This is a genomic window from Bacteroides nordii, assembly GCF_019930665.1.
Lineage (GTDB): Bacteria > Bacteroidota > Bacteroidia > Bacteroidales > Bacteroidaceae > Bacteroides > Bacteroides nordii.
The window spans coordinates 3,945,923-3,972,500 of sequence record NZ_CP082886.1 but is presented as its reverse complement, the minus strand read 5'-3'; the positions used below and the strand labels follow the sequence as shown (position 1 = coordinate 3,972,500).

17 protein-coding genes are annotated in these 26,578 nt (G+C 41.6%); 14 read left to right on the top strand and 3 right to left on the bottom strand.

Going from position 1 to position 26,578, the window contains the following annotated elements:
- Positions 1–48 precede the first annotated feature (48 nt).
- From K8P02_RS15670 to K8P02_RS15610, 13 genes are all read left to right on the top strand, one after another.
- Positions 49–2,037, top strand: coding sequence for a urocanate hydratase (locus K8P02_RS15670; RefSeq protein ID WP_025866969.1), 1,989 nt, complete (start codon positions 49–51; stop codon positions 2,035–2,037).
- Positions 2,034–2,936 carry a glutamate formimidoyltransferase gene (ftcD, locus tag K8P02_RS15665; RefSeq protein WP_025866970.1) on the top strand — a complete coding sequence of 301 codons (903 nt, stop codon included), beginning with the start codon at positions 2,034–2,036 and terminating at the stop codon, positions 2,934–2,936. The genes K8P02_RS15670 and ftcD overlap by 4 nt, the downstream gene beginning before the upstream one ends.
- Before the next feature lie 51 nt (positions 2,937–2,987).
- On the top strand, positions 2,988–4,241 hold the full coding sequence (hutI, locus tag K8P02_RS15660; protein WP_025866971.1) for an imidazolonepropionase: 1,254 nt from the start codon (positions 2,988–2,990) through the stop codon (positions 4,239–4,241).
- A gap of 26 nt (positions 4,242–4,267) precedes the next feature.
- Complete coding sequence (locus K8P02_RS15655) at positions 4,268–4,897, top strand: cyclodeaminase/cyclohydrolase family protein (protein ID WP_002558034.1); 630 nt, start codon at positions 4,268–4,270, stop codon at positions 4,895–4,897.
- A complete protein-coding gene (hutH, locus tag K8P02_RS15650; protein WP_002558033.1) occupies positions 4,894–6,390 on the top strand; it encodes a histidine ammonia-lyase in 1,497 nt (498 codons plus the stop codon). Before K8P02_RS15655 ends, hutH begins: the two co-directional genes overlap by 4 nt.
- 345 nt (positions 6,391–6,735) lie before the next feature.
- The gene (locus K8P02_RS15645) at positions 6,736–7,392 is read left to right on the top strand and encodes a TetR/AcrR family transcriptional regulator (protein WP_002558031.1); all 657 of its coding nucleotides are present in this window, start codon (positions 6,736–6,738) and stop codon (positions 7,390–7,392) included.
- 53 nt (positions 7,393–7,445) lie between these two features.
- Positions 7,446–8,795 (top strand): TolC family protein, encoded by a 1,350-nt coding sequence (locus K8P02_RS15640; protein WP_122201803.1) that lies wholly within the window; start codon positions 7,446–7,448, stop codon positions 8,793–8,795.
- 30 nt (positions 8,796–8,825) lie between these two features.
- A complete protein-coding gene (locus tag K8P02_RS15635; RefSeq protein ID WP_002558029.1) occupies positions 8,826–9,842 on the top strand; it encodes an efflux RND transporter periplasmic adaptor subunit in 1,017 nt (338 codons plus the stop codon).
- 89 nt (positions 9,843–9,931) lie between these two features.
- Positions 9,932–13,090 (top strand): efflux RND transporter permease subunit, encoded by a 3,159-nt coding sequence (locus K8P02_RS15630; protein WP_025866973.1) that lies wholly within the window; start codon positions 9,932–9,934, stop codon positions 13,088–13,090.
- Between the two features lie 15 nt (positions 13,091–13,105).
- Positions 13,106–13,399 (top strand): PG0541 family transporter-associated protein, encoded by a 294-nt coding sequence (locus K8P02_RS15625; RefSeq protein ID WP_002558027.1) that lies wholly within the window; start codon positions 13,106–13,108, stop codon positions 13,397–13,399.
- Between the two features lie 198 nt (positions 13,400–13,597).
- Positions 13,598–14,971: an SGNH/GDSL hydrolase family protein gene (locus K8P02_RS15620; protein WP_025866974.1), complete on the top strand. Its 1,374-nt coding sequence runs from the start codon at positions 13,598–13,600 to the stop codon at positions 14,969–14,971.
- Positions 14,940–15,857 carry an SGNH/GDSL hydrolase family protein gene (locus tag K8P02_RS15615; RefSeq protein ID WP_044158080.1) on the top strand — a complete coding sequence of 306 codons (918 nt, stop codon included), beginning with the start codon at positions 14,940–14,942 and terminating at the stop codon, positions 15,855–15,857. The genes K8P02_RS15620 and K8P02_RS15615 overlap by 32 nt, the downstream gene beginning before the upstream one ends.
- A complete protein-coding gene (locus tag K8P02_RS15610) occupies positions 15,844–17,331 on the top strand; it encodes an MBOAT family O-acyltransferase (protein ID WP_025866976.1) in 1,488 nt (495 codons plus the stop codon). Before K8P02_RS15615 ends, K8P02_RS15610 begins: the two co-directional genes overlap by 14 nt.
- A 226-nt stretch (positions 17,332–17,557) precedes the next feature.
- On the opposite strand, the gene K8P02_RS15605 is transcribed toward K8P02_RS15610, so the two are convergent.
- Positions 17,558–19,894, bottom strand: coding sequence for a glycoside hydrolase family 20 protein (locus tag K8P02_RS15605; protein WP_223381510.1), 2,337 nt, complete (start codon positions 19,892–19,894; stop codon positions 17,558–17,560).
- Positions 19,895–20,700: 806 nt separating this feature from the next.
- Here K8P02_RS15605 and K8P02_RS15600 point away from each other — a divergent pair.
- Positions 20,701–21,270 carry an RNA polymerase sigma factor gene (locus K8P02_RS15600; RefSeq protein WP_007487310.1) on the top strand — a complete coding sequence of 190 codons (570 nt, stop codon included), beginning with the start codon at positions 20,701–20,703 and terminating at the stop codon, positions 21,268–21,270.
- A gap of 23 nt (positions 21,271–21,293) precedes the next feature.
- On the opposite strand, the gene K8P02_RS15595 is transcribed toward K8P02_RS15600, so the two are convergent.
- Both K8P02_RS15595 and K8P02_RS15590 read right to left on the bottom strand, forming a co-directional pair.
- On the bottom strand, positions 21,294–24,797 hold the full coding sequence (locus K8P02_RS15595; protein ID WP_025866977.1) for a DUF4886 domain-containing protein: 3,504 nt from the start codon (positions 24,795–24,797) through the stop codon (positions 21,294–21,296).
- 32 nt (positions 24,798–24,829) lie between these two features.
- Positions 24,830–26,527: an alpha-amylase family glycosyl hydrolase gene (locus K8P02_RS15590; RefSeq protein WP_007487724.1), complete on the bottom strand. Its 1,698-nt coding sequence runs from the start codon at positions 26,525–26,527 to the stop codon at positions 24,830–24,832.
- Positions 26,528–26,578 lie beyond the last annotated feature (51 nt).

Sequence of the window (26,578 nt, the reverse complement as noted above, 5' to 3'; positions counted from 1 at the left end):
TATCAAGCTGTAAATTATGACAGTTTGTAATCCTTAATCCTTGTTATTATGAAAATGACTCTCTGCAACACTTTACCTGCCTATCCAAATTTTGTAGAAGGTATACGGCGGGCACCGGATCGTGGTTATACGCTTACTCCGGCGCAGACAGCTACTGCTTTGAAGAATGCCTTGCGCTACATTCCTACAGAATTTCATGAACAACTGGCTCCTGAATTTATGGAGGAGCTCCGTACGCGTGGAAGAATTTATGGTTATCGTTTCCGTCCCGAAGGCGACTTGAAAGCTAAATCTATTGATGAATACCGGGGCAAATGCATCGAAGGTAAAGCTTTCCAGGTGATGATTGATAATAATCTTTGCTTTGACATTGCCCTCTATCCTTATGAACTTGTTACTTATGGCGAGACCGGACAAGTGTGTCAGAACTGGATGCAATATCGCCTTATTAAACAGTATCTTGAAGAACTGACTCAGGACCAAACTCTTGTAGTAGAATCAGGGCATCCGCTGGGGCTTTTCCGTTCACGTCCTGATGCTCCCCGGGTAATTATTACCAATGCGATGATGGTAGGGCAGTTTGATAATCAGCATGATTGGCATGTGGCTATGCAAATGGGAGTGGCCAATTATGGCCAGATGACTGCCGGTGGCTGGATGTATATCGGACCACAAGGGATTGTACATGGTACCTTTAACACTTTGTTGAATGCCGGTCGTATGAAACTTGGTATTCCTCAGGATAAGGATTTGCGGGGGCATCTGTTTGTGTCTTCCGGTTTGGGAGGTATGAGTGGTGCTCAGCCCAAGGCAGCAGAGATTGCTGGTGCAGCTTGTATTGTGGCCGAGGTAGATGCTTCCCGTATTGAAACCCGGTATGAGCAAGGGTGGGTAGGGCATGTGACAGATAATATGGGTGAAGCTTACCGTATGGCATGGGAAGCCATGCAACAGGATGAACCTTGTTCTGTGGCCTATCATGGTAATGTAGTCGACCTTTTGGAATATGCCGAAAGAGAAAATATACCTATTGAGTTGCTTTCCGATCAGACCTCTTGTCATGCTGTTTATGAAGGTGGTTATTGCCCGGCCGGACTAACATTTGAGGAACGGACGCGTCTCTTACATGAATCTCCCGAAAAGTTTCGCTCTTTGGTAGATATTTCGCTCCGCCGTCATTTCGAAGTGATCAAAAAACTGGTAGCCCGTGGCACCTACTTTTTTGATTATGGAAACTCTTTCATGAAAGCTATTTATGATGCCGGGGTTCGGGAGATTTCGCGTAATGGGGTGGATGAGAAAGATGGTTTTATCTGGCCCAGTTATGTAGAAGATATCATGGGGCCGGAGTTGTTTGATTACGGTTATGGTCCTTTCCGTTGGGTGTGCCTGAGTGGCAAACATGAAGACTTGATAAAGACTGACCGTGCTGCAATGGAGTGCATGGATGTGAATCGTCGTGGTCAGGACCTGGATAATTATAACTGGATACGTGATGCCGAAAAGAACCGTTTGGTAGTCGGTACACAGGCACGTATCCTTTATCAGGATGCGTTAGGGAGAATGAAGATAGCACTCCGTTTCAATGAAATGGTACGTCGGGGTGAAGTGGGGCCTATTATGCTGGGGCGTGATCATCATGATGTCAGTGGGACCGATTCACCTTTTCGTGAAACCTCTAATATAAAAGATGGTAGTAATGTAATGGCAGACATGGCCGTACAGTGTTTTGCGGGTAATTGTGCCCGGGGTATGAGTCTTGTCGCGTTGCACAATGGAGGTGGTGTGGGTATTGGAAAAGCGATAAACGGAGGTTTTGGTATGGTGTGCGATGGCAGTGAACGGGTGGATGAGATATTACGTTCGGCAATGCTTTGGGATGTGATGGGCGGTGTGGCTCGTCGCTCATGGGCACGCAATGAACACGCTATGGAAACAAGTGAAACGTTTAACAAGACACATGGAGAGAACTATCATATAACGATGCCTTATGTTGCAGATGAAAAACTGATTAATAAATTAATAACCGAACTATGAGCTGGAATAAAATCATTGAGTGCGTCCCTAACTTTAGTGAAGGACGCGATTTAGAGAAAATAGATAAAATTATATCCCCTTTCCGTGCACGTGCCGGAGTAAAGCTGCTCGATTATAGTAATGATGAAGATCATAACCGTCTGGTGGTGACTCTTGTTGGAGAGCCGGAGGCATTGCGTGATGCCATCATAGAGGCAGTTGGAGTGGCTGTCGCATTGATTGATCTGAACCATCATACAGGGCAACATCCTCGCATGGGAGCAGTAGATGTCATTCCTTTTATTCCGATAAAGAATACAACGATGGATGAAGCTGTTGCACTTTCCAAAGAAGTGGGGGCAAAGGTGGCAGAACTTTATGGGCTCCCTGTCTTCTTATATGAGAAATCAGCTTCTGCCCCTCATCGTGAGAATCTGGCTGCTGTTCGCAAAGGTGAATTTGAGGGTATGGCAGCGAAGATAAAACTTCCCGAATGGACGCCTGATTTTGGTCCGGCCGAGCGACATCCAACAGCAGGAACTGTAGCTATTGGTGCACGTATGCCATTGGTAGCGTATAATATTAATCTGAGTACCCCTAACCTGGAGATAGCTCATGATATTGCTAAAAAGATTCGTTTCATTGGTGGTGGACTTCGTTATTGTAAGGCAATGGGAGTCGAATTGAAGGACCGGGGGATCACACAAGTATCTATCAATATGACCGATTATACGAAGACTGCTCTTTATCGTGCTTTTGAGCTGGTACGTATCGAGGCCCGGCGTTATGGGGTGAGTATTGTTGGTAGTGAAATTATTGGTCTTGTTCCGATGGAGGCATTGATTGATACTGCTTCTTATTATCTCGGTTTGGAGAACTTCTCTATGCAACAAGTACTTGAAGCACGAATTATGGAATGATATATGGAACGTAGATTAAGGGTCATTTACGTTCTAAAATACTAAATAAGTATGAGTGAAAACCTGATTATATTTAATGCAAAGATTGTGACTCCCCTCGGCTTTTCCGCCCGGAAGGGTAAGGAGATGTCACAACTGCAGATTATTGAAAACGGTACGGTAGAAGTTACTGATGGTATTATTACTTACGTTGGGCAGAACCGCGGTGAAGAGCGTGATGGTTATTATCATCACTATTGGCACTATAATGCCCGTGGCAAGTGTTTATTGCCTGGTTTTGTTGATTCGCATACCCATTTTGTTTTTGCAGGTGAACGTGCAGAAGAATTCTCCTGGCGTTTGAAAGGAGAAAGTTATATGTCCATAATGCAACGCGGAGGGGGTATTGCCAGTACGGTGAAGGCTACCCGTGAGCAAAACTTTGTCAAGATGCGTTCCAAAGCTGAAGGCTTTTTGAGAAAAATGAGTGTAATGGGGGTTACTACCGTAGAAGGAAAGAGCGGTTACGGGCTTAATCGTGACACTGAGTTACTGCAACTGAAAGTAATGCGTAGCTTGAACAACGATGAGCATAAGCGAGTGGATATTGTATCCACTTTTCTGGGGGCGCATGCTTTGCCGCCGGAGTATACAGGACGGGAGGATGAATATATTAATTTCCTGATTCATGAAATGCTTCCCATTATCCGGCAAAACGAACTCGCCGAATGTTGTGACGTTTTTTGTGAACAAGGGGTTTTCTCGATAGAACAGTCCCGTCGTTTGCTTACAGCCGCACGTGATCAAGGTTTCCTGCTGAAACTTCATGCGGATGAAATCGTTTCGCTCGGAGGGGCCGAGTTAGCCGCTGAACTGAATGCTTTGTCTGCCGATCATCTGTTACATGCTTCTGATACTGGTATCCGTGCAATGGCTGAAGCCGGAGTGGTAGCTACCTTGTTGCCTCTGACTGCTTTTGCGCTGAAAGAACCTTATGCCCGTGCCCGTGATATGTTGGATGCCGGTTGTGCCGTGGCTTTAGCTACAGATTTGAATCCGGGCAGCTGTTTTTCCGGTTCTATCCCACTAACCTTTGCGCTTGCCTGTATTTACATGGGCTTTACCATTGAGGAAGCTATTACTGCATTAACTTTGAACGGAGCTGCTGCATTGAACCGTGCCGACCGCATTGGTAGTATTGAAGTTGGCAAACAAGGTGACTTCGTGGTTCTGGACTCAACGGACTATAATATTCTACCTTATTATATAGGTATGAATTGTGTGAATACAACGATAAAGAGAGGTGTTCTTTATCCTGTAGTTTAATGATAAAACTAAAAAATAAGATCATCATGTTAGTAGATTTGAAAGTAACGGATTTTCTGAATAAAGTAGCCGGAAGTGATCCTGTACCCGGTGGTGGTAGTGTAGCAGCTCTCAATGGGGCTATTGCATCTGCTTTGGCAGCTATGGTAGCAGGCTTGACTATTGGTAAAAAGGGCTATGAAGATACCGGGGAAATCATGAAGCATATTCAGACTCTCGCTCTTACACAGAAAACGGGATTTGTGGTTGATATTGATCGAGATTCTGAAGCATATAATAAAGTATTTGATTGTTTTAAATTACCCAAAAGTACAGATGAAGAAAAAAAAATCCGCAGTGCTGCCATTCAGGAAGCTACAAAGTTTGCTGCCCTTGTCCCTATGCAGGTAGCCCGTAATGCTTACGAACTAATGGGTATTATTGCTGATGTAGCTAAAATGGGGAATCGTAATGCGGTGACCGACGCTTGTGTAGCCATGATATCCGCTCGTTCGGCTGTGTTGGCGGCCTTGATGAACGTCCGTATTAATCTTGGTTCGCTCAAAGATAGAACCTTTGTAGAACAGTTACAGTCTGAGGCGGATGAACTGGAGCGTAAAGCCTGTATCAAAGAGAAAGAGTTACTGGATGCTATCAACCAAGATTTAAGAATATGAACAATGTTTATTATGTAGGTTCAGGTGAACTTACTTTCGATATTATCGAGCGCATCATCAATGAGAATCTGAAACTGGAACTTGCTCCCGAAGCAAAGCTTCGCATTCAGAGATGTCGTGATTATCTGGACCAAAAAATAGCTGCTTCTGATACTCCTCTTTATGGTATTACTACCGGCTTTGGTTCCTTGTGTAGCAAGAATATTTCTCCTGATGAACTCGGTACGTTGCAAGAGAATCTCATCAAAAGTCATGCTTGTAGCGTGGGGGAGGAAATTCGTCCGGTTATCATCAAGTTGATGATGCTTTTCAAAGCCCATGCTTTGTCACTGGGGCATAGTGGTGTGCAGGTGATCACTGTGCAACGTATCCTTGATTTCTTTAACAATGATGTGATGCCCATCGTATATGACCGTGGCTCTTTGGGAGCTTCGGGTGATCTGGCTCCTTTGGCCAATCTTTTCTTACCACTGATTGGAGTCGGTGATGTTAACTACAAAGGGAAGAAGCGCGAAGCTATCAGTGTGCTTGACGAATTTGGGTGGGAACCCGTGAAATTGATGAGTAAAGAAGGGCTTGCCTTGCTCAATGGTACTCAGTTTATGAGTGCCAACGGGGTCTTTGCTATTCTTAAAGCTTTCCGGCTTTCCAAAAGAGCTGACCTTATTGCTGCTATTTCGCTTGAGGCTTTTGATGGACGTATCGAACCCTTTATGGACTGTATTCAGCAAATCCGTCCGCATAAAGGGCAAATTGAAACAGGAGAGGCTTTCAGGAATCTACTTCAAGGTAGCGAAATCATTGCGCGTCCCAAAGCCCATGTACAGGATCCATACTCGTTCCGTTGTATTCCGCAAGTACATGGGGCCACAAAAGACGCTATCCGTTATGTCGCTTCCGTATTGTTGACCGAAATCAACTCCGTTACCGATAATCCTACTATCTTTCCTGATGAGGACCGTATTATCTCCGGAGGGAACTTCCATGGGCAACCTCTTGCTATCTCTTATGATTTTCTTGCCATTGCCCTTGCCGAGCTCGGAAATATTTCCGAGCGTCGCGTTGCACAACTTATAATGGGGCTTCGTGGTTTACCCGAATTTCTGGTTGCTAATCCTGGATTGAATTCCGGCTTTATGATACCGCAGTATGCCGCCGCTTCTATGGTAAGCCAGAATAAAATGTACTGCTATGCTGCTTCCAGTGATTCCATCGTTTCGTCCAATGGACAAGAAGATCATGTCAGTATGGGGGCTAATGCGGCTACAAAGTTATATAAGGTGATGGATAACCTGGAACACATTCTTGCTATCGAATTGATGAATGCCGCTCAGGGGATTGAATTCCGTCGGCCAGAGAAAACCTCTGCGAAACTGGAACGTTTTTTGACCGAATATCGGAAAGAAGTTCCTTTTGTCAAAGATGACATTGTGATGTATAAGGAGATTCATAAAACAGTAGCTTTCCTTAACCGGACAAAGTTTGATTATTAACAGTTTCTTTTCTTCTTTATAGGTAAAAACTACCTGAAAATGAAAAACTATAGCGGATATATCCCGGGAACTTACCGGAATATATCCGCTATTTGTCGATTATTACCCCTATATTGCCGAGAAAACTTTTTCTATATCTTACTGATTATCTACTTTTGTGGTGTACTTATTGTTAACACTTGTTTTCACATTGCTTCGTTAACCTATAATAATTATCAAATGTAAGCGATTAATATGGAAACTAAATTTGTAATCTGAGTTTTCTATCTATCTTTGTTCCGTTTTCACAAGCTATTAGTGTGAAAGTACAGATAGTAAAAACGGCTAATTATAAAGAAATGGATGATGAGTACTAACGCAAAAGAAATTTCGAACAGAGTAGAGTTGAGAGACAGAATTATAGTGAAAGCCACTGAAGCCTTTACTTTACATGGTATTAAAAGCATAACGATGGATGATATAGCTACCTCGTTAGGTATATCAAAGCGTACGCTTTATGAAGTTTTTGAAGACAAGGAGACGTTGTTGAGAGAGGTTATTCTGAAAAACCAGGAGGATAAAAATGAGTTTCTGGAAAATCTTTTGGCTGAGTCAACAAATGTATTGGAGGTTATTTTGGTGTGTTTTCAAAAGAGCATTGAGGTGTTCCATCAGACTAACAAACGCTTTTTTGAGGATCTGAAGAAATATCCTCATGTTTTTAATATGGTGAAAAAGAATCGCGATAAAGATTCGGAAAGTACAATTGCTTTTTTCAAATCGGGTGTGGAACAAGGTATTTTCCGGGATGATGTGAATTTTGCAATTGTCAATTTACTCGTTCGTGAACAATTTGACTTGCTGATGAATACGGATATCTGCAAAGAGTATCCTTTTTTGGAAGTTTATGAGTCAATCATGTTTACTTTCCTTCGTGGGATAGCCACCGAAAGAGGAGCGAGAGTGTTGGAAGAATTTATACAGGAATATCGGAAAAATAGAATAGAGCGGACGGGAGAATAACTTTTCCTGATTTTACAAACAACTAAAGTTTACAAAAAGAAGAAGACTTATTTATGAACAAAATGAGAAAATTAGCAGGTAAGAAGCTGCTTTTAGGTATAGCAGTTTTTCTTGCCGGGGGCTTTGTACGGGCACAGGAGGCAAAGGATACTTTGACCCTGACTTTGGATAAAGCGCTGGAAATTGCTCTGAGTGAGAATCCCACTATTAAAGTGGCAGATGAAGAAATCTCCTTAAAGGAGGTAGCCAACAAGGAAACCTGGCAGAACTTATTACCTCAGGTTAGCATCTCAGGATCGCTGGATCATACGATTAAAGCGGCTCAGATGAATCTTGGTGGGCAATCCTTTAAGATGGGACAGGACAATTCAAATACGGCGAATGCAGGTTTAGCTGTCAGTTTGCCTTTATTTGCTCCTTCCGTTTACAAAGCTATGTCAATGACTAAGACTGATATTGAATTGGCTGTTGAGAAATCAAGAGCTTCTAAACAAGATCTGGTTAATCAGGTGACAAAGGCGTATTACCAACTGATGTTGACGCAAGATACCTATGAGGTAATGCAGAAAAGTTATAAACTGGCAGAAGATAATTTTAATGTTGCCAATGCTAAATATCAACAAGGAACTGTAAGCGAATTTGATAAAATTAGTGCTGAAGTACAGATGCGTAGTGTAAAACCCAGTGTTGTGTCAGCTTCAAATGCGGTGACATTGGCGAAGTTGCAATTGAAGGTATTGATGGGCATTACAGCTGATGTAGATCTGAAGGCCGATGATAATCTGGCTAATTACGAAACGGCTTTGTTTGCCGGAGAATTGAGCGCCGGAGATGAAAGTCTGATCAATAATACGACTATGAAGCAATTTGATTTGAATCATAAATTGCTTCTTAAGAACATCAAGTCTCAACGAACAAATTTCCTTCCGACACTCTCTATGTCTCTTTCGTATCAGTATCAATCTCTTTATAATCCGAATCTGAATTTCTTTGATTACAACTGGAGTAATAGTTCTTCATTGATGTTCAATCTGAGTATTCCTTTGTATAAGGCCAGTAATTTTACAAAGATGAAAACGGCTCGTATACAGGTAAAACAACTGGAATGGAACCGTTTGGATACGGAACGTAAGTTGAATATGCAAATAGAAAGTTATCGTAGTAATATGGCTGCCAGTTCAGAACAAGTTGTAAGTAACAAAGAAAATGTGTTGCAAGCTGAGAAAGCAGTATTGATTGCCGGTAAGCGTTATGAAGTGGGAAAGGGTACTGTACTCGAATTGAATAGCTCGCAGGTGTCATTGACACAGGCGGAACTTACTTACAATCAATCAATTTACGATTATTTGGTATCTAAGGCTGACCTTGATCAGGTATTGGGTAGAGATGAGGTAATAAAATAAACCAGGAAAAATAAAAATATAGAAAATCACATGAAAAAGAGTTTCCAATTAGTAGCCTTGTTTGCTATTATGCTGCTAGGCTCGTGTACTGGCGGAAAAGAACAGAAAGCTGTTGAAAAAGTTGAAGATAAGCCTAAGGTAAAATTGGCGGATGTAACAGCACGGCCTGTTGATCAGATACAGGAATATACGGCAACAGTAGAAGCGGAAGTTAAGAATAATATAGCTCCGGCGTCTCCTGTGAGAATAGATAAGATATTTGTAGAAGTGGGTGACCGTGTTTCAAAAGGACAGAAGTTGGTACTTATGGATGAGGCCAGTTTGAAACAGATGAAATTGCAACTGGAAAACAAACGTCTTGAATTTAATCGTGCTGATGAACTTTATAAAGTAGGTGGTACTTCCAAATCAGAATGGGATGCCTTGAAGATGGCACTTGAAGTACAAGAGACGGCTTATAAGAATTTAATGGAGAATACAACATTGGTTAGCCCGATTAGCGGAATCATAACTGCACGTAATTATGATAACGGAGATATGTATAGCGGTGGAAACCCGGTGTTGGTTGTAGAGCAGATTACTCCGGTAAAACTGATGATCAATGTTTCTGAAACTTATTTCTCTCAGGTAAAAAAAGGGTCTCCTGTTGCAGTGAAGCTGGATGTGTATGGTGATGAAGAGTTTGCTGGAAAGGTTAGCCTCGTTTATCCTACCATTGATGCAACTACACGTACTTTTCCTGTTGAAATCAAGCTGGAAAACAAAGATCAGCGGGTACGTCCGGGAATGTTTGCCCGTGCTACTTTGAATTTTGGTACTCAGGACAACGTAGTTGTTCCCGATTTGGCTATTGTAAAACAGGCGGGTGCCGGCGACCGTTACGTATTTGTATACAAAGATGGAAAAGTTTCTTACAATAAAGTGGAACTTGGACGTCGTATGGGTACAGAATATGAGCTGAAGTCGGGTGTACCCAACAACTCACAGGTAGTTGTTGCAGGACAGGCACGCCTGATTAACGGTACAGAAGTAGACGTAGAGAAATAAAATTAACGATTAATGATTAGTGATAAGTGATTAGCACTCATTGTGCTTTCACTCATCATTCATCACTCAATAACTAATCACTAAACAACATGAGTTTATACGAAGGAGCGGTAAAAAAACCGATTATGACCTCCCTCTGCTTTCTTGCAGTGGTGATCTTTGGTCTTTTCTCTTTATCAAAACTACCTATCGACTTGTATCCGGATATCGATACAAATACGATTATGGTAATGACCGCCTATCCCGGAGCCAGTGCTTCGGATATAGAAAATAACGTGACCCGACCGTTGGAAAACACGTTGAATGCTGTTAGTAACCTGAAGCATATTACTTCACGGTCGTCAGAAAACATGTCCTTGATTACGCTGGAGTTTGAATTTGGTAATGACATCGATGTACTGACGAACGATGTCCGGGACAAACTTGACATGGTGAGTTCACAGCTCCCGGATGATGTGGAGAATCCTATCATCTTTAAGTTTAGTACGGACATGATTCCTATCGTACTATTGTCTGTACAGGCCAATGAAAGCCAGTCGGCACTTTATAAAATTCTGGATGACCGCGTAGTGAATCCTTTAGCCCGTATTCCCGGTGTGGGTACAGTGTCTATCAGTGGTGCTCCGCAGCGTGAAATTCAGGTATATTGTGACCCGAATAAGTTAGAGGCTTATCATCTGTCTATTGAGACCATCAGCTCTATTATTGGTGCAGAGAATAAAAATATTCCCGGTGGTACCTTTGATATTGGTAACGAAACTTATTCGTTGCGTGTAGAGGGAGAGTTTAACGATTCCCGACAGTTAGAAGATATAGTAGTAGGTACTTACAATGGTGCCAGTGTTTATCTTCGCGATGTGGCCCGTGTGGTTGACACAGTGGAAGAACGTGCGCAGGAGACATATAATAACGGTGTAAAGGGTGCTATGATTATTGTACAGAAACAATCGGGGGCCAACTCTGTGGAAATCTCAAGAAAGGTAGAAGAAGCGTTGCCCCGTTTGCAGAAGAACCTGCCGAGTGATGTGAAACTGGGAGTCATTGTTGATACATCCGATAACATTCTGAATACAATTGACAGTTTGGCCGAAACGGTACTTTATGCTTTACTCTTTGTTGTTATCGTAGTATTCCTCTTCCTGGGACGTTGGAGGGCAACATTGATTATTTGTATCACGATTCCGCTTTCGTTGATAGCCTCATTTATTTATCTGGCCATCACCGGGAATACGATTAATATCATTTCTCTGTCTTCCCTTTCCATTGCTATCGGTATGGTGGTAGATGATGCTATTGTAGTATTGGAGAATGTTACAACACATATTGAGCGTGGTTCTGATCCGAAACAGGCCGCTGTACATGGAACAAACGAGGTGGCTATCTCAGTTATTGCGTCTACGTTGACTATGATTGCGGTGTTCTTCCCGCTGACTATGGTAAGCGGTATGTCTGGTGTGATGTTTAAGCAGCTGGGATGGATGATGTGTGCTATTATGTTTATCTCCACGGTTGCAGCTTTATCATTGACTCCGATGCTTTGTGCTCAGCTGTTAAAGCTTCAGAAGAAACAATCAAAGGCATTCACGATGTTCTATAGACCTATTGAAAAATCATTGGATGGATTGGACAACTGGTATGCCCGTATGCTGAATTGGGCTGTTCGTCATCGTTCGGTTATTGTTGTCGGTTGTATCTTATTCTTTGTTGTCAGTTTATTCTGTGCCAAAGGTATTGGTACAGAATTTTTCCCGGCACAAGATAATGCCCGTATTGCTGTACAGCTTGAACTGCCGATTGGTACCCGTAAAGAGTTGGCTCAAGAGATATCTGAGAAGTTGACCAATCAGTGGATGACAAAGTATAAGGAAATAATGAAGGTATGTAACTATACTGTAGGCCAAGCTGATTCTGATAATACATGGGCTTCTATGCAGGATAACGGTTCTCACATTATTTCTTTCAATATCAGTTTGGTGGATCCGGGAGATCGTAAAATCTCGTTGGAGCAGGTCTGCGATGAGATGCGTGATGATTTGAAGAAGTATCCTGAGTTTAGTAAGGCACAGGTGATTCTTGGAGGTAGTAATACAGGTATGTCTGCTCAGGCCAGTGCCGACTTTGAAATTTATGGTTATGATATGGCAACTACCGATAGCGTAGCTGCTCAGTTGAAACGACGGTTGCTGGATGTAAAAGGAGTATCTGAGGTAAATATCAGTCGTAGCGACTACCAACCGGAGTATCAGGTAGATTTTGACCGTGAAAAATTGGCTTTGCATGGACTCAACTTGGCTACTGTCGGCACTTATCTGCGTAATCGTATCAATGGTGCTATTGCCTCTAAATATCGTGAAGATGGTGATGAGTATGATATTAAAGTACGTTATGCCCCTGAGCATCGTACCAGTCTTGAAAGTTTGGAAAATGTTTTGGTATATAACGCTAAAGGAGAGGCTGTTCGTATAAAAGATCTTGGTACGGTGGTTGAACGTTTTGCGCCTCCTACCATTGAACGTAAAGACCGCGAACGTATTGTGACGGTATCTGCTGTTATCTCTGGTGCTCCGCTGGGTGATGTGGTAAGTGCAGGTAATGCTATTATTGATAAGATGGATATACCATCGGAAGTGACGATTCAGGTTGCCGGTTCGTTTGAAGATCAGCAAGATTCGTTCCGGGATCTGGGAACACTGGCTATCTTGATTGTGGTCCTCGTATTTATTGTAATGGCTGCACAGTTTGAATCACTTACTTATCCATTCATCATTATGTTCTCACTCCCGTTTGCATTTAGTGGGGTGTTGATGGCACTATACTTCACGAATAGTACATTGAGTGTAATGAGTTTATTGGGAGCTATCATGTTGATTGGTATTGTGGTGAAGAATGGTATTGTGCTTATTGACTACATTACCCTGTGCCGTGAACGCGGACAATCGGTATTGCATTCGGTTGTGACCGCCGGTAAGAGTCGTCTTCGTCCGGTATTAATGACTACTGCTACTACTGTTCTTGGTATGATCCCGATGGCTATTGGTGGCGGACAAGGTTCGGAAATGTGGAGCCCGATGGCAATTGCCGTAATTGGTGGTTTGACGATATCTACCATCCTTACGTTAATTTTGATCCCAACATTGTATTGTGTATTTGCCGGTACAGGTATTAAACGCCAACGTAAAGCTATGAAACGTCAGCGCGCACTGGATATCTATTTTCAGGAGCATAAAGACGAAATCATAAAGAAATAACTAATAATTGAAAATATGAAATCAGTATTAATAACATTCGACCAAGCCTATTATGAACGTATCATTGCTTTGTTGGATCGCCTCAATTGCCGTGGTTTCACTTATCTGGAGCGTGTACAAGGACGTGGCTCAAAGACTGGTGAGCCGCATTTCGGAAGCCATGCATGGCCCAGTATGTGTTCCGCCATTCTATCTGTGGTTGAGGATGAGAAGGTAGACCCGCTATTGGATACGCTGCATAAAATGGATTTGCAGACAGAACAACTTGGACTACGTGCATTTGTCTGGAATATTGAACGGAGTATCTGATACTACCGTAAATTAACATAAAGAAAGGAGAATCTCATTGATCATGTAGATTCTCCTTTCTTTTTATCTGTCTTATCTATCTTTGCTTCAAGCGAAGATAAGCTGTATCTTGGCATAAAAAATGAACGAGTTCGTTTTATTCTGCTCTCGGTTTACATTATCTTTGCAGCTCCTTATTAAAAGAAAGTAAGAGAGTGCATGAAGAATTATCTGAAATATTCGTTGGGACTGACCTTATTTATTCTGGTTGCTTTGATTGGCATGCATTGGTTACCAGTCATAACGATTGATGGACATACAATGAGACGGGTGGACTTGTTGAGTGATATCCGTACACCTGAACCGGAAGAAGAAAAGATGGAAGCAGACAGCCTTCTTCCCGTACCTGAAGTGAAGCCTGCCTTTATAGACACCTGTCGTACAGGGATGACCTGTATAGAAGATTATAGTGATTCTACCCTGCGTGGGATGACTCCTTTCTACCGTGCACTGGACGAGATTCCGATGAAGAAGCGCCTGGTGCGTATCGCTGTCTTCGGTGATTCCTTTATAGAGGCCGATATATTCACTGCCGATCTGCGTGAAATGTTACAGAAACGTTTTGGGGGGTGCGGAGTGGGCTTTGTCACCATAACTTCTATGACCAGTGGATACCGTCCCACAGTACGCCATTCGTTCGGAGGATGGTCCAGTCATGCCGTAACGGATAGTGTTTATTTCGATCGAAAAAAACAAGGCCTTTCCGGACATTATTTTGTTCCCAACAATAATGCTTATGTTGAACTCCGTGGACAGAATAAGTATGCTTCTTTATTAGATACCTGTCAGCAGGCGTCTATCTTTTTTTATAATAAAGGTGCGGTTGATCTCTCTGTTCGTATAAATCGGGGAGAGACAGAAAACCGGCAATTTGAACCTGATGGGCATTTGCAGGCAATGCAGGTGGAGGGACGTATCGGATCTGTACGTTGGACAGTAAATCAGGCGGATTCTACGTTGTTTTATGGTATGGCGATGGATGGTACGCAAGGGATTATTGTTGATAACTTCTCTTTGCGTGGTAGTTCCGGACTTTCTCTGCGAACGATTCCTGCCAGCATAATAAAAGAGTTCAATGAGCAGCGTCCCTACGATCTTGTCATTTTGCAGTACGGACTGAATGTTGCTACTCAACGCGGCTACAATTATGATAATTATCAGAAAGGGTTACTTACTGCTATTGAGCATTTGAAGGAGTGTTTCCCACAGGCAGGTTTTCTGTTGCTTAGTGTAGGCGATCGTGACTATAAAACCGATACAGGAGAACTTCGTACGATGCCGGGAGTTAAGAATCTGATTCGCTATCAACAGAATATAGCCGCTGAGAGTGGCATCGCTTTCTGGAATATGTTTGAAGCAATGGGAGGAGAAGGTAGTATGGCAAAACTGGTACATGCAAAACCTTCCATGGCAAATTATGATTATACACATATTAACTTCCGGGGTGGAAAACATCTGGCAGGGTTGCTTTATGAAACATTACTCTACGGAAAAGAACAATATGACAGGAGACGTGCTTATGAGAATAAATAAGTTTTTGTTATTTATCGTAATTCTCTTCCTGTCAGTTTCGTTAAAGCTTTTTGCACAGGATGCTTTGCCTGTATGTCCCGTACGGGGGGCACCGATGAAAAGTGCTAAGCCGATGCGTGAGATGAAACTGCTTTACGATACTCTATCTGTGCAGATTGATTTGCCGGTTGCCTTTAAAGGAATAGGAATAAATGAGATTGTTGACAGTTTGGGGATACTTTCTCCTGTGCTGGAGCATTTGCGCCTTGTAAAAGGAGGAATACTGGAAGATACTGTACGTATTTTGCATATTGGAGATAGCCATATTCGGGGACATATTTACCCCCAGACCACCGGACAACGATTGGCTGAGACTTTTGGCAGTGTTTCCTATACTGATATGGGAGTAAATGGGGCAACCTGTCTCACTTTTACACATCCCGACCGTATCGCTGCCATTGCTGCACTTAAACCGGAACTTCTTATACTCTCTTTCGGAACAAATGAGAGCCATAATAAACGGTATAATGCTAATTTGCATTATCAGCAGATGGATGAACTTATTTCGCTGATTCGTGACAGTTTACCGGATGTTCCGATCCTGTTAACGACTCCTCCCGGTTCTTATGAAAGTTTCCGACGGCGAGGCAGGCGCCGGACATATACTATCAATCCGCGCACAGTGACGGCTGCCAATACCATTCAGAAGTACGCTCGTGATCATCATCTGGTTGTTTGGGATATGTATAATGTAGTGGGGGGAAGCCTTCGTGCCTGTAAGAACTGGCAGGAAGCCAGGTTGATGCGCCCCGATCATGTACATTATTTGCCTGAAGGATATATTCTCCAGGGTAATTTATTATACGAAGCCATTATTAAAGCTTACAACGATTATGTTTCCCATTGATATAGATTTTAGCCGCCTCCGTGAGGTTTTCACATATAATCCGGAGGCTCCGATGATATTTAGTAGCGGAATATTTCTCTGGCTGTTTGCCGCCTTTATGGTGGTGTATGTACTTCTGCGTCATAAGTATACTGCGCGTATCTTGTTTGTTACCTTGTTTTCTTATTATTTTTATTATAAGAGTAGCGGTACCTATTTCTTTTTATTGGCTATTGTAACAGTTGGCGATTTTGTGTTTGCTCGTCTGATGGATCGCACTGACAATAAGTATGGACGGAAAGCGTGGGTGATGCTAAGTCTTTCTCTCAATCTGGGATTACTTTGTTATTTTAAGTATACAAATTTTCTGGGTGGAGTTATTGCTTCATTGATGGGCGGACAATTTACAGCGCTTGATATATTCCTTCCTGTAGGCATCTCTTTCTTTACTTTTCAGTCGCTGAGTTATACAATCGATGTTTACCGAAGGGATATAAAACCACTTACCAATTTACTGGATTATGCTTTTTACGTGTCCTTTTTTCCTCAACTGGTGGCAGGACCTATTGTACGGGCACGTGATTTTATACCTCAGATTCGTAAGCCGCTTTATGTTTCGCAGGAAATGTTTGGACGGGGTATCTTTTTGATTGTAGCCGGTTTGTTTAAGAAAGCTGTTATCTCAGACTATATCAGTATCAATTTTGTAGAACGTATTTTTGATAACCCTACGCTTTATTCAGGTATAGAAAACCTGATGGGACTTTATGGGTATGCACTGCAAATTTATTGCGATTTTTCCGGATATAGTGATATGGCTATTGGTATTGCTCTCTTATTAGGCTTCCATTTTAATCTGAATTTTAATTCTCCGTATAAATCGGCTTCTATTACAGAGTTTTGGCGACGTTGGCATATTTCTCTGTCAAGCTGGTTGCGTGATTATCTGTATATCTCATTGGGAGGAAACCGGCATGGTAAATTCCGTCAGTATCTTAATCTTATTATTACAATGTTTCTGGGGGGATTATGGCATGGAGCATCCTGGAATTTTGTTTTATGGGGTATGTTTCATGGCGTAGCGTTGGCGCTCCATAAAGCCTGGATGACTATCATAGGGCGTAAGAAAGGGGAAGAAAGTCATGGTGTCCGTCGTTTTTTGGGTGTTATTATTACATTTAACTTTGTTTGTTTCTGTTGGATTTTCTTTCGTAATGCTGATATTCATAACTCAATGGATATGCTGGGACAGATATTTACAACTTTCCGCCCACAACTGTTCCCGCAATTATTAGAGGGATACTGGCGTGTTTTTGCTTTGATGGCATTGGGCTTTCTACTTCATTTTGCTCCTGATAGTTGGGAAAATGCAGTTTGTCGTGGGGTAATTCGCCTCCCGTTTTTAGGCAAAGCATTATTAATGGTGGCTATGATTTATCTGGTTATTCAGATGAAGAGTAGCGAGATCCAACCATTCATTTACTTCCAGTTTTGAGTGTTTTCCGCACGGGGAGGTACGCCAGGCGATGATTAATTGAAACGCAGATGAACACAGATTTTCGCAAAGGGAAATAAATAGATGATTAATATCTACAGTCTTTTAATCTGCATTAATCTGCGTTTCATTAAATAAATAGTACTTTGTGGAACTCTGTGCTACTTTATGGTGGAATATATTCAAGACCGTATTACGATCATCCGTATTTCATCAGATAGCAATATTAATCCACACTTATTTCATCCATAAATAAGTAAGGTGTTTTTCCTTCTCCGGCGTGTCCTTTCGGCAAGGCGGGGCTACACTTGATTGTTACTTTTACAAAAGTAGCCTTTACTGGTGAGAATTCCACATTGTAATCTTCTATTCCTTTTTTGCCTAAGTTTGTTTCAGAAGGGTAGGTTTCTGAAGCTACTTCTTGGAAGTCTTTCCCATTTTCTGATACGGAAACAGCCAATCCGGTGGCTCCCATGATCCAGGCTCCCATGTCAACAATAGCTTCTGTTGAAACTTTGCTTATTTCTGTTGGTACTCCTAAATGAATGGTTGCTTCAACATCTGTTCCCCAAAAACCTAACCAGCGTCCACCGGCATAGCTGTTTCCCCCCTTTAATCCGTCTACTAAAGTCGTAGCACCTTTATAGGAGTATTTGGCCGAAGGCTGAGCTTTCAGTTCAATCGGGCAACAGGTGGCTTTGTTGAAATTAACCTGTTCGGATATAATCTTACTGTTACCGGTAGGACGAACAGCAACGGCCTTGAAATCTGCAACCTGTGTAATGGTTATGGGAGCTTCATATTTCGTTCCGTTCGTAGGAGTCGGTTCTGTTCCATCCAATGTATAGTAAACAGGTGCATTATCCACTGTGCTAAGCTCTATCATTACTGCTTTTTTGTCTGGGTCGGATGTGATATTTGATTTAATATCAAACACATGTTTGCCGTAGTTGAGGCTATCACGATCATAAAAAGCTAAAAGTCGGGGCAAGCGTTTGGTGAAGTCACTATAATCCTTCTTTTCGGGAAGTGTCCATTGAACTTCTGCCAAAGCAGCCATACGTGGGAGCACCATGTATTCCACCTGTTTTGTCGTAGGGATATATTCACACCAAAGATTGGCTTGAGCACCAATAATGTGCTTTTTCTCTTCTGCGTTTAAATCCTCCGGAACAGGTTCCATACTATATACGCGTTCCAATGTTATACAACCACCGATAGCATCTGGTTCATCTTTTGTGTCTGCTGTTTGGTAATAGTCAAAATATACATAAGTGTTTGGAGTCATAATCACATCGTGTCCCAACTTGGCAGCTTCTATTCCACCAGCCATTCCGCGCCACGACATTACGGTCGCATTGGGTGCTACGTCCCCTTCCAGGATCTCGTCCCAGCCAATTATCTGGCGCCCTTTACTATTGAGGAATTTCTCTGCACGTTGCATGCAGTAACTTTGCAAACGGTCTTCCGCCGTATGTTTAGCGTCAGCTTTCAAGCCCTCTGCTTTGATACGTGCCTGGCACTTCGGACATTTGGCCCAACGATTGCGTGGAGCTTCGTCACCTCCGATGTGGACATACTTATAAGGGAACAGGTCGGCTACCTCGCCCAGTACATCTTCTATAAATTGCATTGTTTTATCGTTACCAATGCAAAGTACATCTTCAAATATTCCCCAGTTTTTTTCTACTTCATACGGACCTCCCGTACAACCCAGTTCCGGGTAAGCAGCCAAAGCAGCAACCATATGTCCGGGCAGGTCTATTTCAGGGATGATGTTGATATAGCGTTCCTTTGCATAGTCTATAACTTCTTTAATTTGTTCTTGTGTGTAGAAACCTCCATAAGGTGTGCCGTCATATTCACCGGAGTTGTGTCCTATTACTGTTGCTGAACGTTGTGAGCCTATTTCCGTTAACTTCGGATATTTTTTTATTTCAATTCTCCATCCCTGGTCGTCTGTCAGATGCCAATGGAAAGTATTCATGTTATGTAATGCCAGCAAGTCGATGTATTTCTTTACGAATTCTATCGGGAAGAAGTGGCGGCTTACGTCGAGATGCATGCCCCGGTAGCTGAAGCGTGGATAATCTTTGATGGCTGTTGCCGGAAGTGCAATCTTGGTGCCGGTAGTAGTTGCCGGAATTGATTTCCGCAAAGTTTGTATGCCGTAGAACACTCCATTAGGCGTTTGTCCGTTAATGGTGACTTGTTCGGAAGATACTGTAAGCTCGTATCCTTCTTTTTCCGTTATACTCTTGTCCAACCCTAAGATAATAGCATTTTGCGGTGTACTTTCCGATGTGATTGTTGCAATGTCGAGTTCTTTTCCTGTCGCATCTTGGATATATCCGGATAAAAACTCTGCGTTTCGTTTCAGCAGCTCGTTTCCTTCCGGATAAAGAATTTTTGTGGTTTCCTGTAGTGTGAAAAGAGGTTCCTGACTGACAACGACCTCTTGGGGGAGAGGGATTACCTGATAATTGATTTCTTCCTTTTGCGTGTTGCATGAAGCGAAAGCCAATGTAGCGACCGCAAGAAGTGCTTGGTTAAGTTTTCTCATAATAAAATTGATTAGTATTAGTTTGGGCAAATATAGTAAAAATTATAGTTATGATTTGTTTAAATAGGATATTAAGTATAGGGATATTTTTTCAGTAAAAATCAAATAGATGTGCGAATCAGTAGTTGGCTATTGAGTTCAAAGCTGATCGTAAATAGATTCATATCCGTATAGTAACGAAGATTATAACCCTATCTTTTCGATAGCGGAAGTGTCCATAGACGGCATTGTTACCCTTGCCCGGTATTGTACTTTGTCTTTCTCAGAAAGGAACATGCCTTTCCCCGGTGAACAGTATTGTTTTAGATGTACATGTAAAGCGGTACGACATGTACATGTGGGACAGCACGACATGTGCATCTCATGCTGCTTTACATGTACATCTAAAACAAGACTGCTCACCGAGGCTTTATACGTTACTCTACGAGAGGGGGCTTTATCAATACCGGATAAAGAGACTGATCCTTTGCGAAAATCTGCGATCATCTGCGTTTCAATAAAGATTCAAACTCTGTGGAACTCCGTGTTACTCTGTGGTGAAATACATTCAAAACCGTACAGAGATGAGCAAAACTAAATTTTAATTTGATTTCAACTACTGATTCGCATTAGATATGTTAAAGTAAATCTGCAATTAGTGAGAAAAACAAAGAAGATATTGCACCTTGAATTACGTATTATATCTTTCTTAACACTTCTGTAATATATAGGAGAGTTGCAAATATACCATAGAACGAAAAAGTTCAGCACAATTGTTCTTTCTTATATTAAAATGTTATGTTTGTATAGTCTTAAATATAATAGTAATGAATGAACCTGATTTGATAACTGGCATAAAGAATGGGGATGTACAGTGTTTTGAAGAACTTTTTATGAAATACTATTCACATTTCAACCAATTTATATTCGGATTGGTGAAGGACGAATGGATCTCTGAAGATATTACGCAAAACACATTTATCAAAGTGTGGGTTAACAGAGAGAAATTACAAAGCGACTTATCGATTCACTCTTATTTGTATGTAATTGCTAAATATGAGATATACAACCACTTTCGTTCCAAGCAGAATCAAATTGTAGATCGTTTCCTGGATGGCGTACACGACACCGTAGTTACTCCAAGTGCAGAAAACGAGTTGTTTTGGAACGAAATGCAGAAAGCGATTGCCGCTATCATTGAAACAATGCCGGAGAAGCGGCGTGCCATTTTCAATATGAGCCGGTTCGAGCATAAGTCTGCAAAAGAAATAGCCGAAATAATGCATATTTCGGCACGTACGGTAGAAAAACATATTGAGCTTGCCCTTCGTGAATTACGTACGAAATTAACTCCTTTCTTATTTTGGATATTGGTCTATGGACATATTACATTGTAATTTGGATTACGATGTCTACTATCTTATTTCTTTATGAATTTAATACAATCATGTTTGCTCTTAAAAAGATATATACCATGTTGTAATGAATTTATATCTAATTCTGCGATAGTCTCTTTTATTGTTTTATTAATAACCTCCATTCCGTTTACATCCACAATAGCAATATCACCAATCGGATTCTCTGAAGTTATATCAATTTTATTATTACTGATTGTTATTTCATCTTTAGTTTTCAGATTATCGGTTCCTGTTGCTATGGTTTTGGCATAGAGTATGAGGTCAGTTTGGGTGGTTGAATTCTCATCATAGCGATTTCCTTTCTCATCATACCATCCTCCAAAAGTCGTTCCGTCGTCGGGAACAGGATTTTGTGGAAATTTCATTTCTGTATTGTTGTAAAGTACTGCATATTCGTTGCCATTATACATAAAGACTGTTTTGTAGACTCTGTTGGTACCACTATAGACGACTGGCATGTTATTATCAGAATCAAGCTCCTGTCCGAAAAGAAATTCCATTTGATCACCGTTTAATAAATAAGTAGCTTCTCCGGAATGAAACTTTTTTATATCCATAGGAATTCCACCTTTGCCTGTTAAGGTATAGCCCGCATAATAATAGTTGTTTTCACAGTCGAAATTTACAGTGTTGTTTTTTCCGTAAATAGTTCCTTGATTCGTGGCCGTGCAGTCAATGGTGCCGATAACATAATTGTTCGTAATGGTTTCGGCAGCTTTTGACAAATTAGAATACGAATTGATTCCGGCTACATATTTAGGGGTTCCAGAACCGTTATTTTTAATGCTACCGTCAAAGTAACATCCGTTAATAATAGCTTCGATGCCGGTTGTACTTGAATTTGTACATCCCAAAATGCCGCCGACACCATTGGTCACTTTTCCGGATGTTGTGATTATTATATTACCTGAATAAGAGCAGTTTTTTACATTCGCATTTTTCATAAATGCCAATACACCACCCACATATCCCGGTGCTCCCATGATGTTGATTTCAACATCGCTATGGCAATTAACCATATTTCCTAAGGCATTGGCTTTACCAATGAATGATCCGACTTGAGTTTTCTGAGTTATGGATGCGGGAATATCGATTTTTCCTGAGAGATTGATGTTGAGAATATCACAGCTTTCGCTGTTTGTACCACCTATTAAACCTGCAAAATTTGATTTTTCTGTAAGGTCACTTTTATTTATATACATATTATAAATGTGATAACCTTGTCCGTCAATTTTTCCGGTAAAATAAGTTCCGTATCCTATTGGAGTCCATGGTTGATTGCCTAAATCTATATCTTTTGCAATTTTTATACCTGTTATGGCATGGCCTTGATTGATTTGATTGGCTACCCATGCTAATTCTGCTCCTGTGTAAATAACACAATTACCGGAAACGTCACGAGCCGGTTCAATCATCGAAATACCATCCCACGGACCTTCTGCTACGGGTTCGAAGGGTACGACTTTCACAATACCCGGAACCATAATAGCCATAGCATTGATGTAACCAGTTTTGTAGGTATCTGCACTTGTAGCTCCCGGGGTTACCGTAAATCGGATATGTCCGTCTGCATCCGGATATATTGAAGAGAGTTCAGCGATTGAATGATCGTTGTTGTTTCCATTTAATCCAATGTAATTTTCTACAGTTCCAAAGGTTGAATACTCAGCTTCATGAACTTCTGTAGCATTCATATAGGAACCAAACATATAAAAATCATAGGATTCCTTAGGATCCAGATTGCTGAATACGATTTCGGCATTGTCAATAAGAACGCCGTCTTTTTCGATACCGTTTACCCAATAACCTGTTGTAGACGCATTTGCGGGCATGTTAAGCAACGTATTTGTTTTGGATGCACCGTTTTCTGTGACACCGGCAAAACCTTTTGTGATGTTTAGAGATATGCCTGAAGCCTTATTCTCCGAATCTGTCAAGTTTTCAATTTTAGTTCCGGCAAGATGGGATGTCACATTATTCCAGTAATCTTCTTGAGTTGTTTTTCCATTGGTGGTAAAGTTGATATAGATAGGAATTTTCCCCGGAACCTCAAGATGTGGAGTTACCATCAATGCTCCCAGATAATAAGTTTTCTTTTCTTCGTTATTGTTTGCGCCGGCTTTTACAGTTAAATAGATGCGTCCTTTTTCATCGGCAATTATTCCTTGGACCGTTGCAATATTTGCCGTGTTTTTTGTAGGATTCAGAGAGGCGTTTCCATTATTTTCTCCTTTGAATGAGTAGACGGTTTCAGAATTGGTCGATGTATTATTCATAACTGAGGCAAATACGTTCATATCATACGCCTGCCCCGGATATAATCCGGAAATAATAACCGAACTCTCTGTAGTACCATAAAAGGCTGATTTAGACACATTCGAAGGCATATCTAAAGCTGTAGTCGATGAAGTAGTTCCGATAGAGGAAACACCGTCGAATGGTTTTTCTATTGAAACTTTCACTTCGGTTCCATAACCTTTGCTATTATATAGATTTCCCACATTTGCTCCGGTTAATGTGGTTGTTAAACTATTCCATGAATATTGAGAGACAGCAGATGAACCAACACCGATGCCGAAATTAATCATTAGCGGTCTGTCGATGACCTTGGGTTTTGCATCAGGATTTACCCCATAAGTATCTGCAAGGCTACTGATACTTTTGGGGTGGATAATGGCTTCATGTACGGCATGTTGGCACATCTCTGCACAGAAATCACTGATGGAAGCAGGGTGATAACTTAACCCGATGACACTCTTTCCGAAGATTTTTTCGTACCATGTTAGTGCTACCGTATAACGGCCGTGACTGAGATTCATGTGATAGCCATCACGATTATAATCATCACCAATATAACTGGTACGTCCATTTTGGACAGCTGTTCCGCCCGGAATTATGTTTTCTTCGCCAATTCCCGATTGTATGGCAGCGCGGCCTGCACAATCAACGATTTTTGTATATTGATCCATTTGGTCGGTGTAAAGACCTTTATTGATTAACTCCTCTAATTTTGCCGAACCATTTTGATAGGCCCAGGTCATGTAAAGATAAAACTGGGCGTTTTTATTCGTGAGATGAGTTTTAAAGTAGGTGATCAGATTGCTCAGGTATGGAAAATAGTGACTATATGCACCCGAATAATTATGGTCAGTTTGTATAATGACAATATCCCAGTCTTCATCCGTAATGATATTTGTATCGAATTTGCGACTGTTGCCTCCTGTCGATGTCATTTTTCCATCTTTAATTTTGTAGTAATTGTATATCTGCTGATTTGTGGTAATATAATTCGTGTGAAGTTCCAGTGTGGTTCCTCCTTTATATGGAAACCCCAGTACAATATCATCTCCAGCAGCTTGTACTATCGGAAGAAACTCCTGTAAAGCCGCATCAAACGAGAAACTGTTTCCAACAACGAGAATCTTTTTCGTTTCTGCATTCGTTGTAAAAACTGTTCCTGTAATACTTAAGAACAGCATTAAATAAAGTTTGAAAACCTTTTTCATTGATTTATTATTTTGTTGATGACTAATATGAATTACAGAACCTTACAGATGACAGAACTTACTCCTTGGATTCTCAGTGATAGTTTATCTTTCGATTTCTTTACTGACAAGTTTTGGGGATTTCCCCAAATAACTTCTAATCGATCATATCCTTCAATGGATGCCGTAGCACTTTTTTCTCTCGGATTAATAATTATCAGATACTTTGAGTGATCGTCGGAACGTTCGTATACGGCAGGATATGCTTGTTGCGGATCGCTGACAAACTTCCATCCTCCTGTATTTCCCAATGCGGAGATTGAAGAACGGAGGGCAAGAAGCCCCTTCGTCCAGTTAAGTATTGAATGCGGGTCATCGATTTGACCGGCTACTGTCGGACGCTTCGGATCCGGGTCTATAGGTAAATACAATTTTGAAGGGTCGCAGGTCGAGAAACCGGCTGTTGCACCTGCTTCCCATTGCATGGGTGTTCTTTGTGCCGACCGGTCACGACTGCCTTCAATAAACGGCCATCCGTCCATCGAACGCATCCCGATCTCTTCTCCATAGTAGACAATTGGTACCCATGGCATTGTCAGGAAGAACGTCATGGCTACTTTTAGTTCCTCCGGGGTAGAACGTTGGTTACGATTTAGCCTCCATGTATCATGGCTGGATGTGGGCATACATGGGAAACCATGCCCCTTGGTTACTTCATAGATTTTTATAAAAGGTTCTACAAAAGAACTGAATTGCCCTTTTCCCGCCCTGTCAAACCAACAATCTTTCGGTTGGTATATACCGGTTTCCGGATCTGTATTCCGATGTGTATTGTGTACCAGATCGCGATACATGGTTTTTCCACATCCGTTGTGGCGGATAATATCGATATCGAAGCCGCAGGAAATAGCTTCTATCGGACTTGACCATTCAGACAGGAAGATCGTTTCGGGATAGTTTTCCGCTTGCCAGGAAAATATTTCATTCCAAAGTTTTCTTACCCCATGAAACTCTGCGTCATCTCCCTTTACCAATGACCAGGCCAGGTCACAACGAAAACCGTCAACTCCCTTATCAAACCAGAAAGAGATGATATTCTTTATCTCTTGGCGGACTGCTTTTGGACCGGGGGCATTATAGGCTTGTTCCCACGAATTCTCCGGGTTCGGCTGATAATATCCGTAATTAAGTGCCGGCTGAATATCGTAATAATTCATCAGATAGTATCCGTCGCGCGGATATTCATTTTTTACCCAGCCTCCTCTTTCCGGTTTCGGTGGAGTTGTTTTTTTACCTTTCGTCCAAATGTAATAATCGGCATAATGACCATTCGGGTCTCCATTTGCAGATTCCAGAAACCAGGGATGCTTGTCTGAAGTGTGACCGGCTACGAGGTCGAGGCATACTTTAATACCCTTTTCATGTGCATCGTTTACCAGATTTACCAAATCGGTATTTGTGCCGAAGCGTGGGTCGATTTTATAGAAATCGGTGATATCATAACCGCCATCTTCAAATTTACTGCAAAAGACCGGACTGATCCAGATGGTATTAAATCCCAGATCCTTTACGTAGTCCAAGCGAGAACGTATACCCTCCAGATCGCCGTATCCGTCTCCGTTGCTATCCATGTAAGAAGAAGGATAGATGTGATATATGGCTGCACTTTCAAGCCATTTGGGGTAGTTTCGGATGGCAAAGAGGTTACTTGCAAGGGCCATAAAGCTAAAAAAGAAAATGATTCGTTTCATCTGATTATTTTTTGTGGGTTCTATGATTTACCTATTGAAAACTGAAATTGT

Bases quoted from the DNA above. Each gene is read 5' to 3' on its own strand.
- K8P02_RS15615 (WP_044158080.1), top strand. From the start codon at position 14,940: ATGACAGGAGACGTGCTTATGAGAATAAATAAGTTTTTGTTATTTATC.
- K8P02_RS15590 (WP_007487724.1), bottom strand. From the start codon at position 26,527: ATGAAACGAATCATTTTCTTTTTTAGCTTTATGGCCCTTGCAAGTAAC.
- K8P02_RS15640 (WP_122201803.1), top strand. From the start codon at position 7,446: ATGAACAAAATGAGAAAATTAGCAGGTAAGAAGCTGCTTTTAGGTATA.
- K8P02_RS15635 (WP_002558029.1), top strand. From the start codon at position 8,826: ATGAAAAAGAGTTTCCAATTAGTAGCCTTGTTTGCTATTATGCTGCTA.
- K8P02_RS15600 (WP_007487310.1), top strand. From the start codon at position 20,701: ATGAATGAACCTGATTTGATAACTGGCATAAAGAATGGGGATGTACAG.
- ftcD (WP_025866970.1), top strand. From the start codon at position 2,034: ATGAGCTGGAATAAAATCATTGAGTGCGTCCCTAACTTTAGTGAAGGA.
- hutI (WP_025866971.1), top strand. From the start codon at position 2,988: ATGAGTGAAAACCTGATTATATTTAATGCAAAGATTGTGACTCCCCTC.
- K8P02_RS15620 (WP_025866974.1), top strand. From the start codon at position 13,598: ATGAAGAATTATCTGAAATATTCGTTGGGACTGACCTTATTTATTCTG.
- K8P02_RS15610 (WP_025866976.1), top strand. From the start codon at position 15,844: ATGTTTCCCATTGATATAGATTTTAGCCGCCTCCGTGAGGTTTTCACA.
- K8P02_RS15605 (WP_223381510.1), bottom strand. From the start codon at position 19,894: ATGAGAAAACTTAACCAAGCACTTCTTGCGGTCGCTACATTGGCTTTC.
- K8P02_RS15670 (WP_025866969.1), top strand. From the start codon at position 49: ATGAAAATGACTCTCTGCAACACTTTACCTGCCTATCCAAATTTTGTA.
- K8P02_RS15655 (WP_002558034.1), top strand. From the start codon at position 4,268: ATGTTAGTAGATTTGAAAGTAACGGATTTTCTGAATAAAGTAGCCGGA.
- hutH (WP_002558033.1), top strand. From the start codon at position 4,894: ATGAACAATGTTTATTATGTAGGTTCAGGTGAACTTACTTTCGATATT.
- K8P02_RS15625 (WP_002558027.1), top strand. From the start codon at position 13,106: ATGAAATCAGTATTAATAACATTCGACCAAGCCTATTATGAACGTATC.
- K8P02_RS15645 (WP_002558031.1), top strand. From the start codon at position 6,736: ATGAGTACTAACGCAAAAGAAATTTCGAACAGAGTAGAGTTGAGAGAC.
- K8P02_RS15630 (WP_025866973.1), top strand. From the start codon at position 9,932: ATGAGTTTATACGAAGGAGCGGTAAAAAAACCGATTATGACCTCCCTC.
- K8P02_RS15595 (WP_025866977.1), bottom strand. From the start codon at position 24,797: ATGAAAAAGGTTTTCAAACTTTATTTAATGCTGTTCTTAAGTATTACA.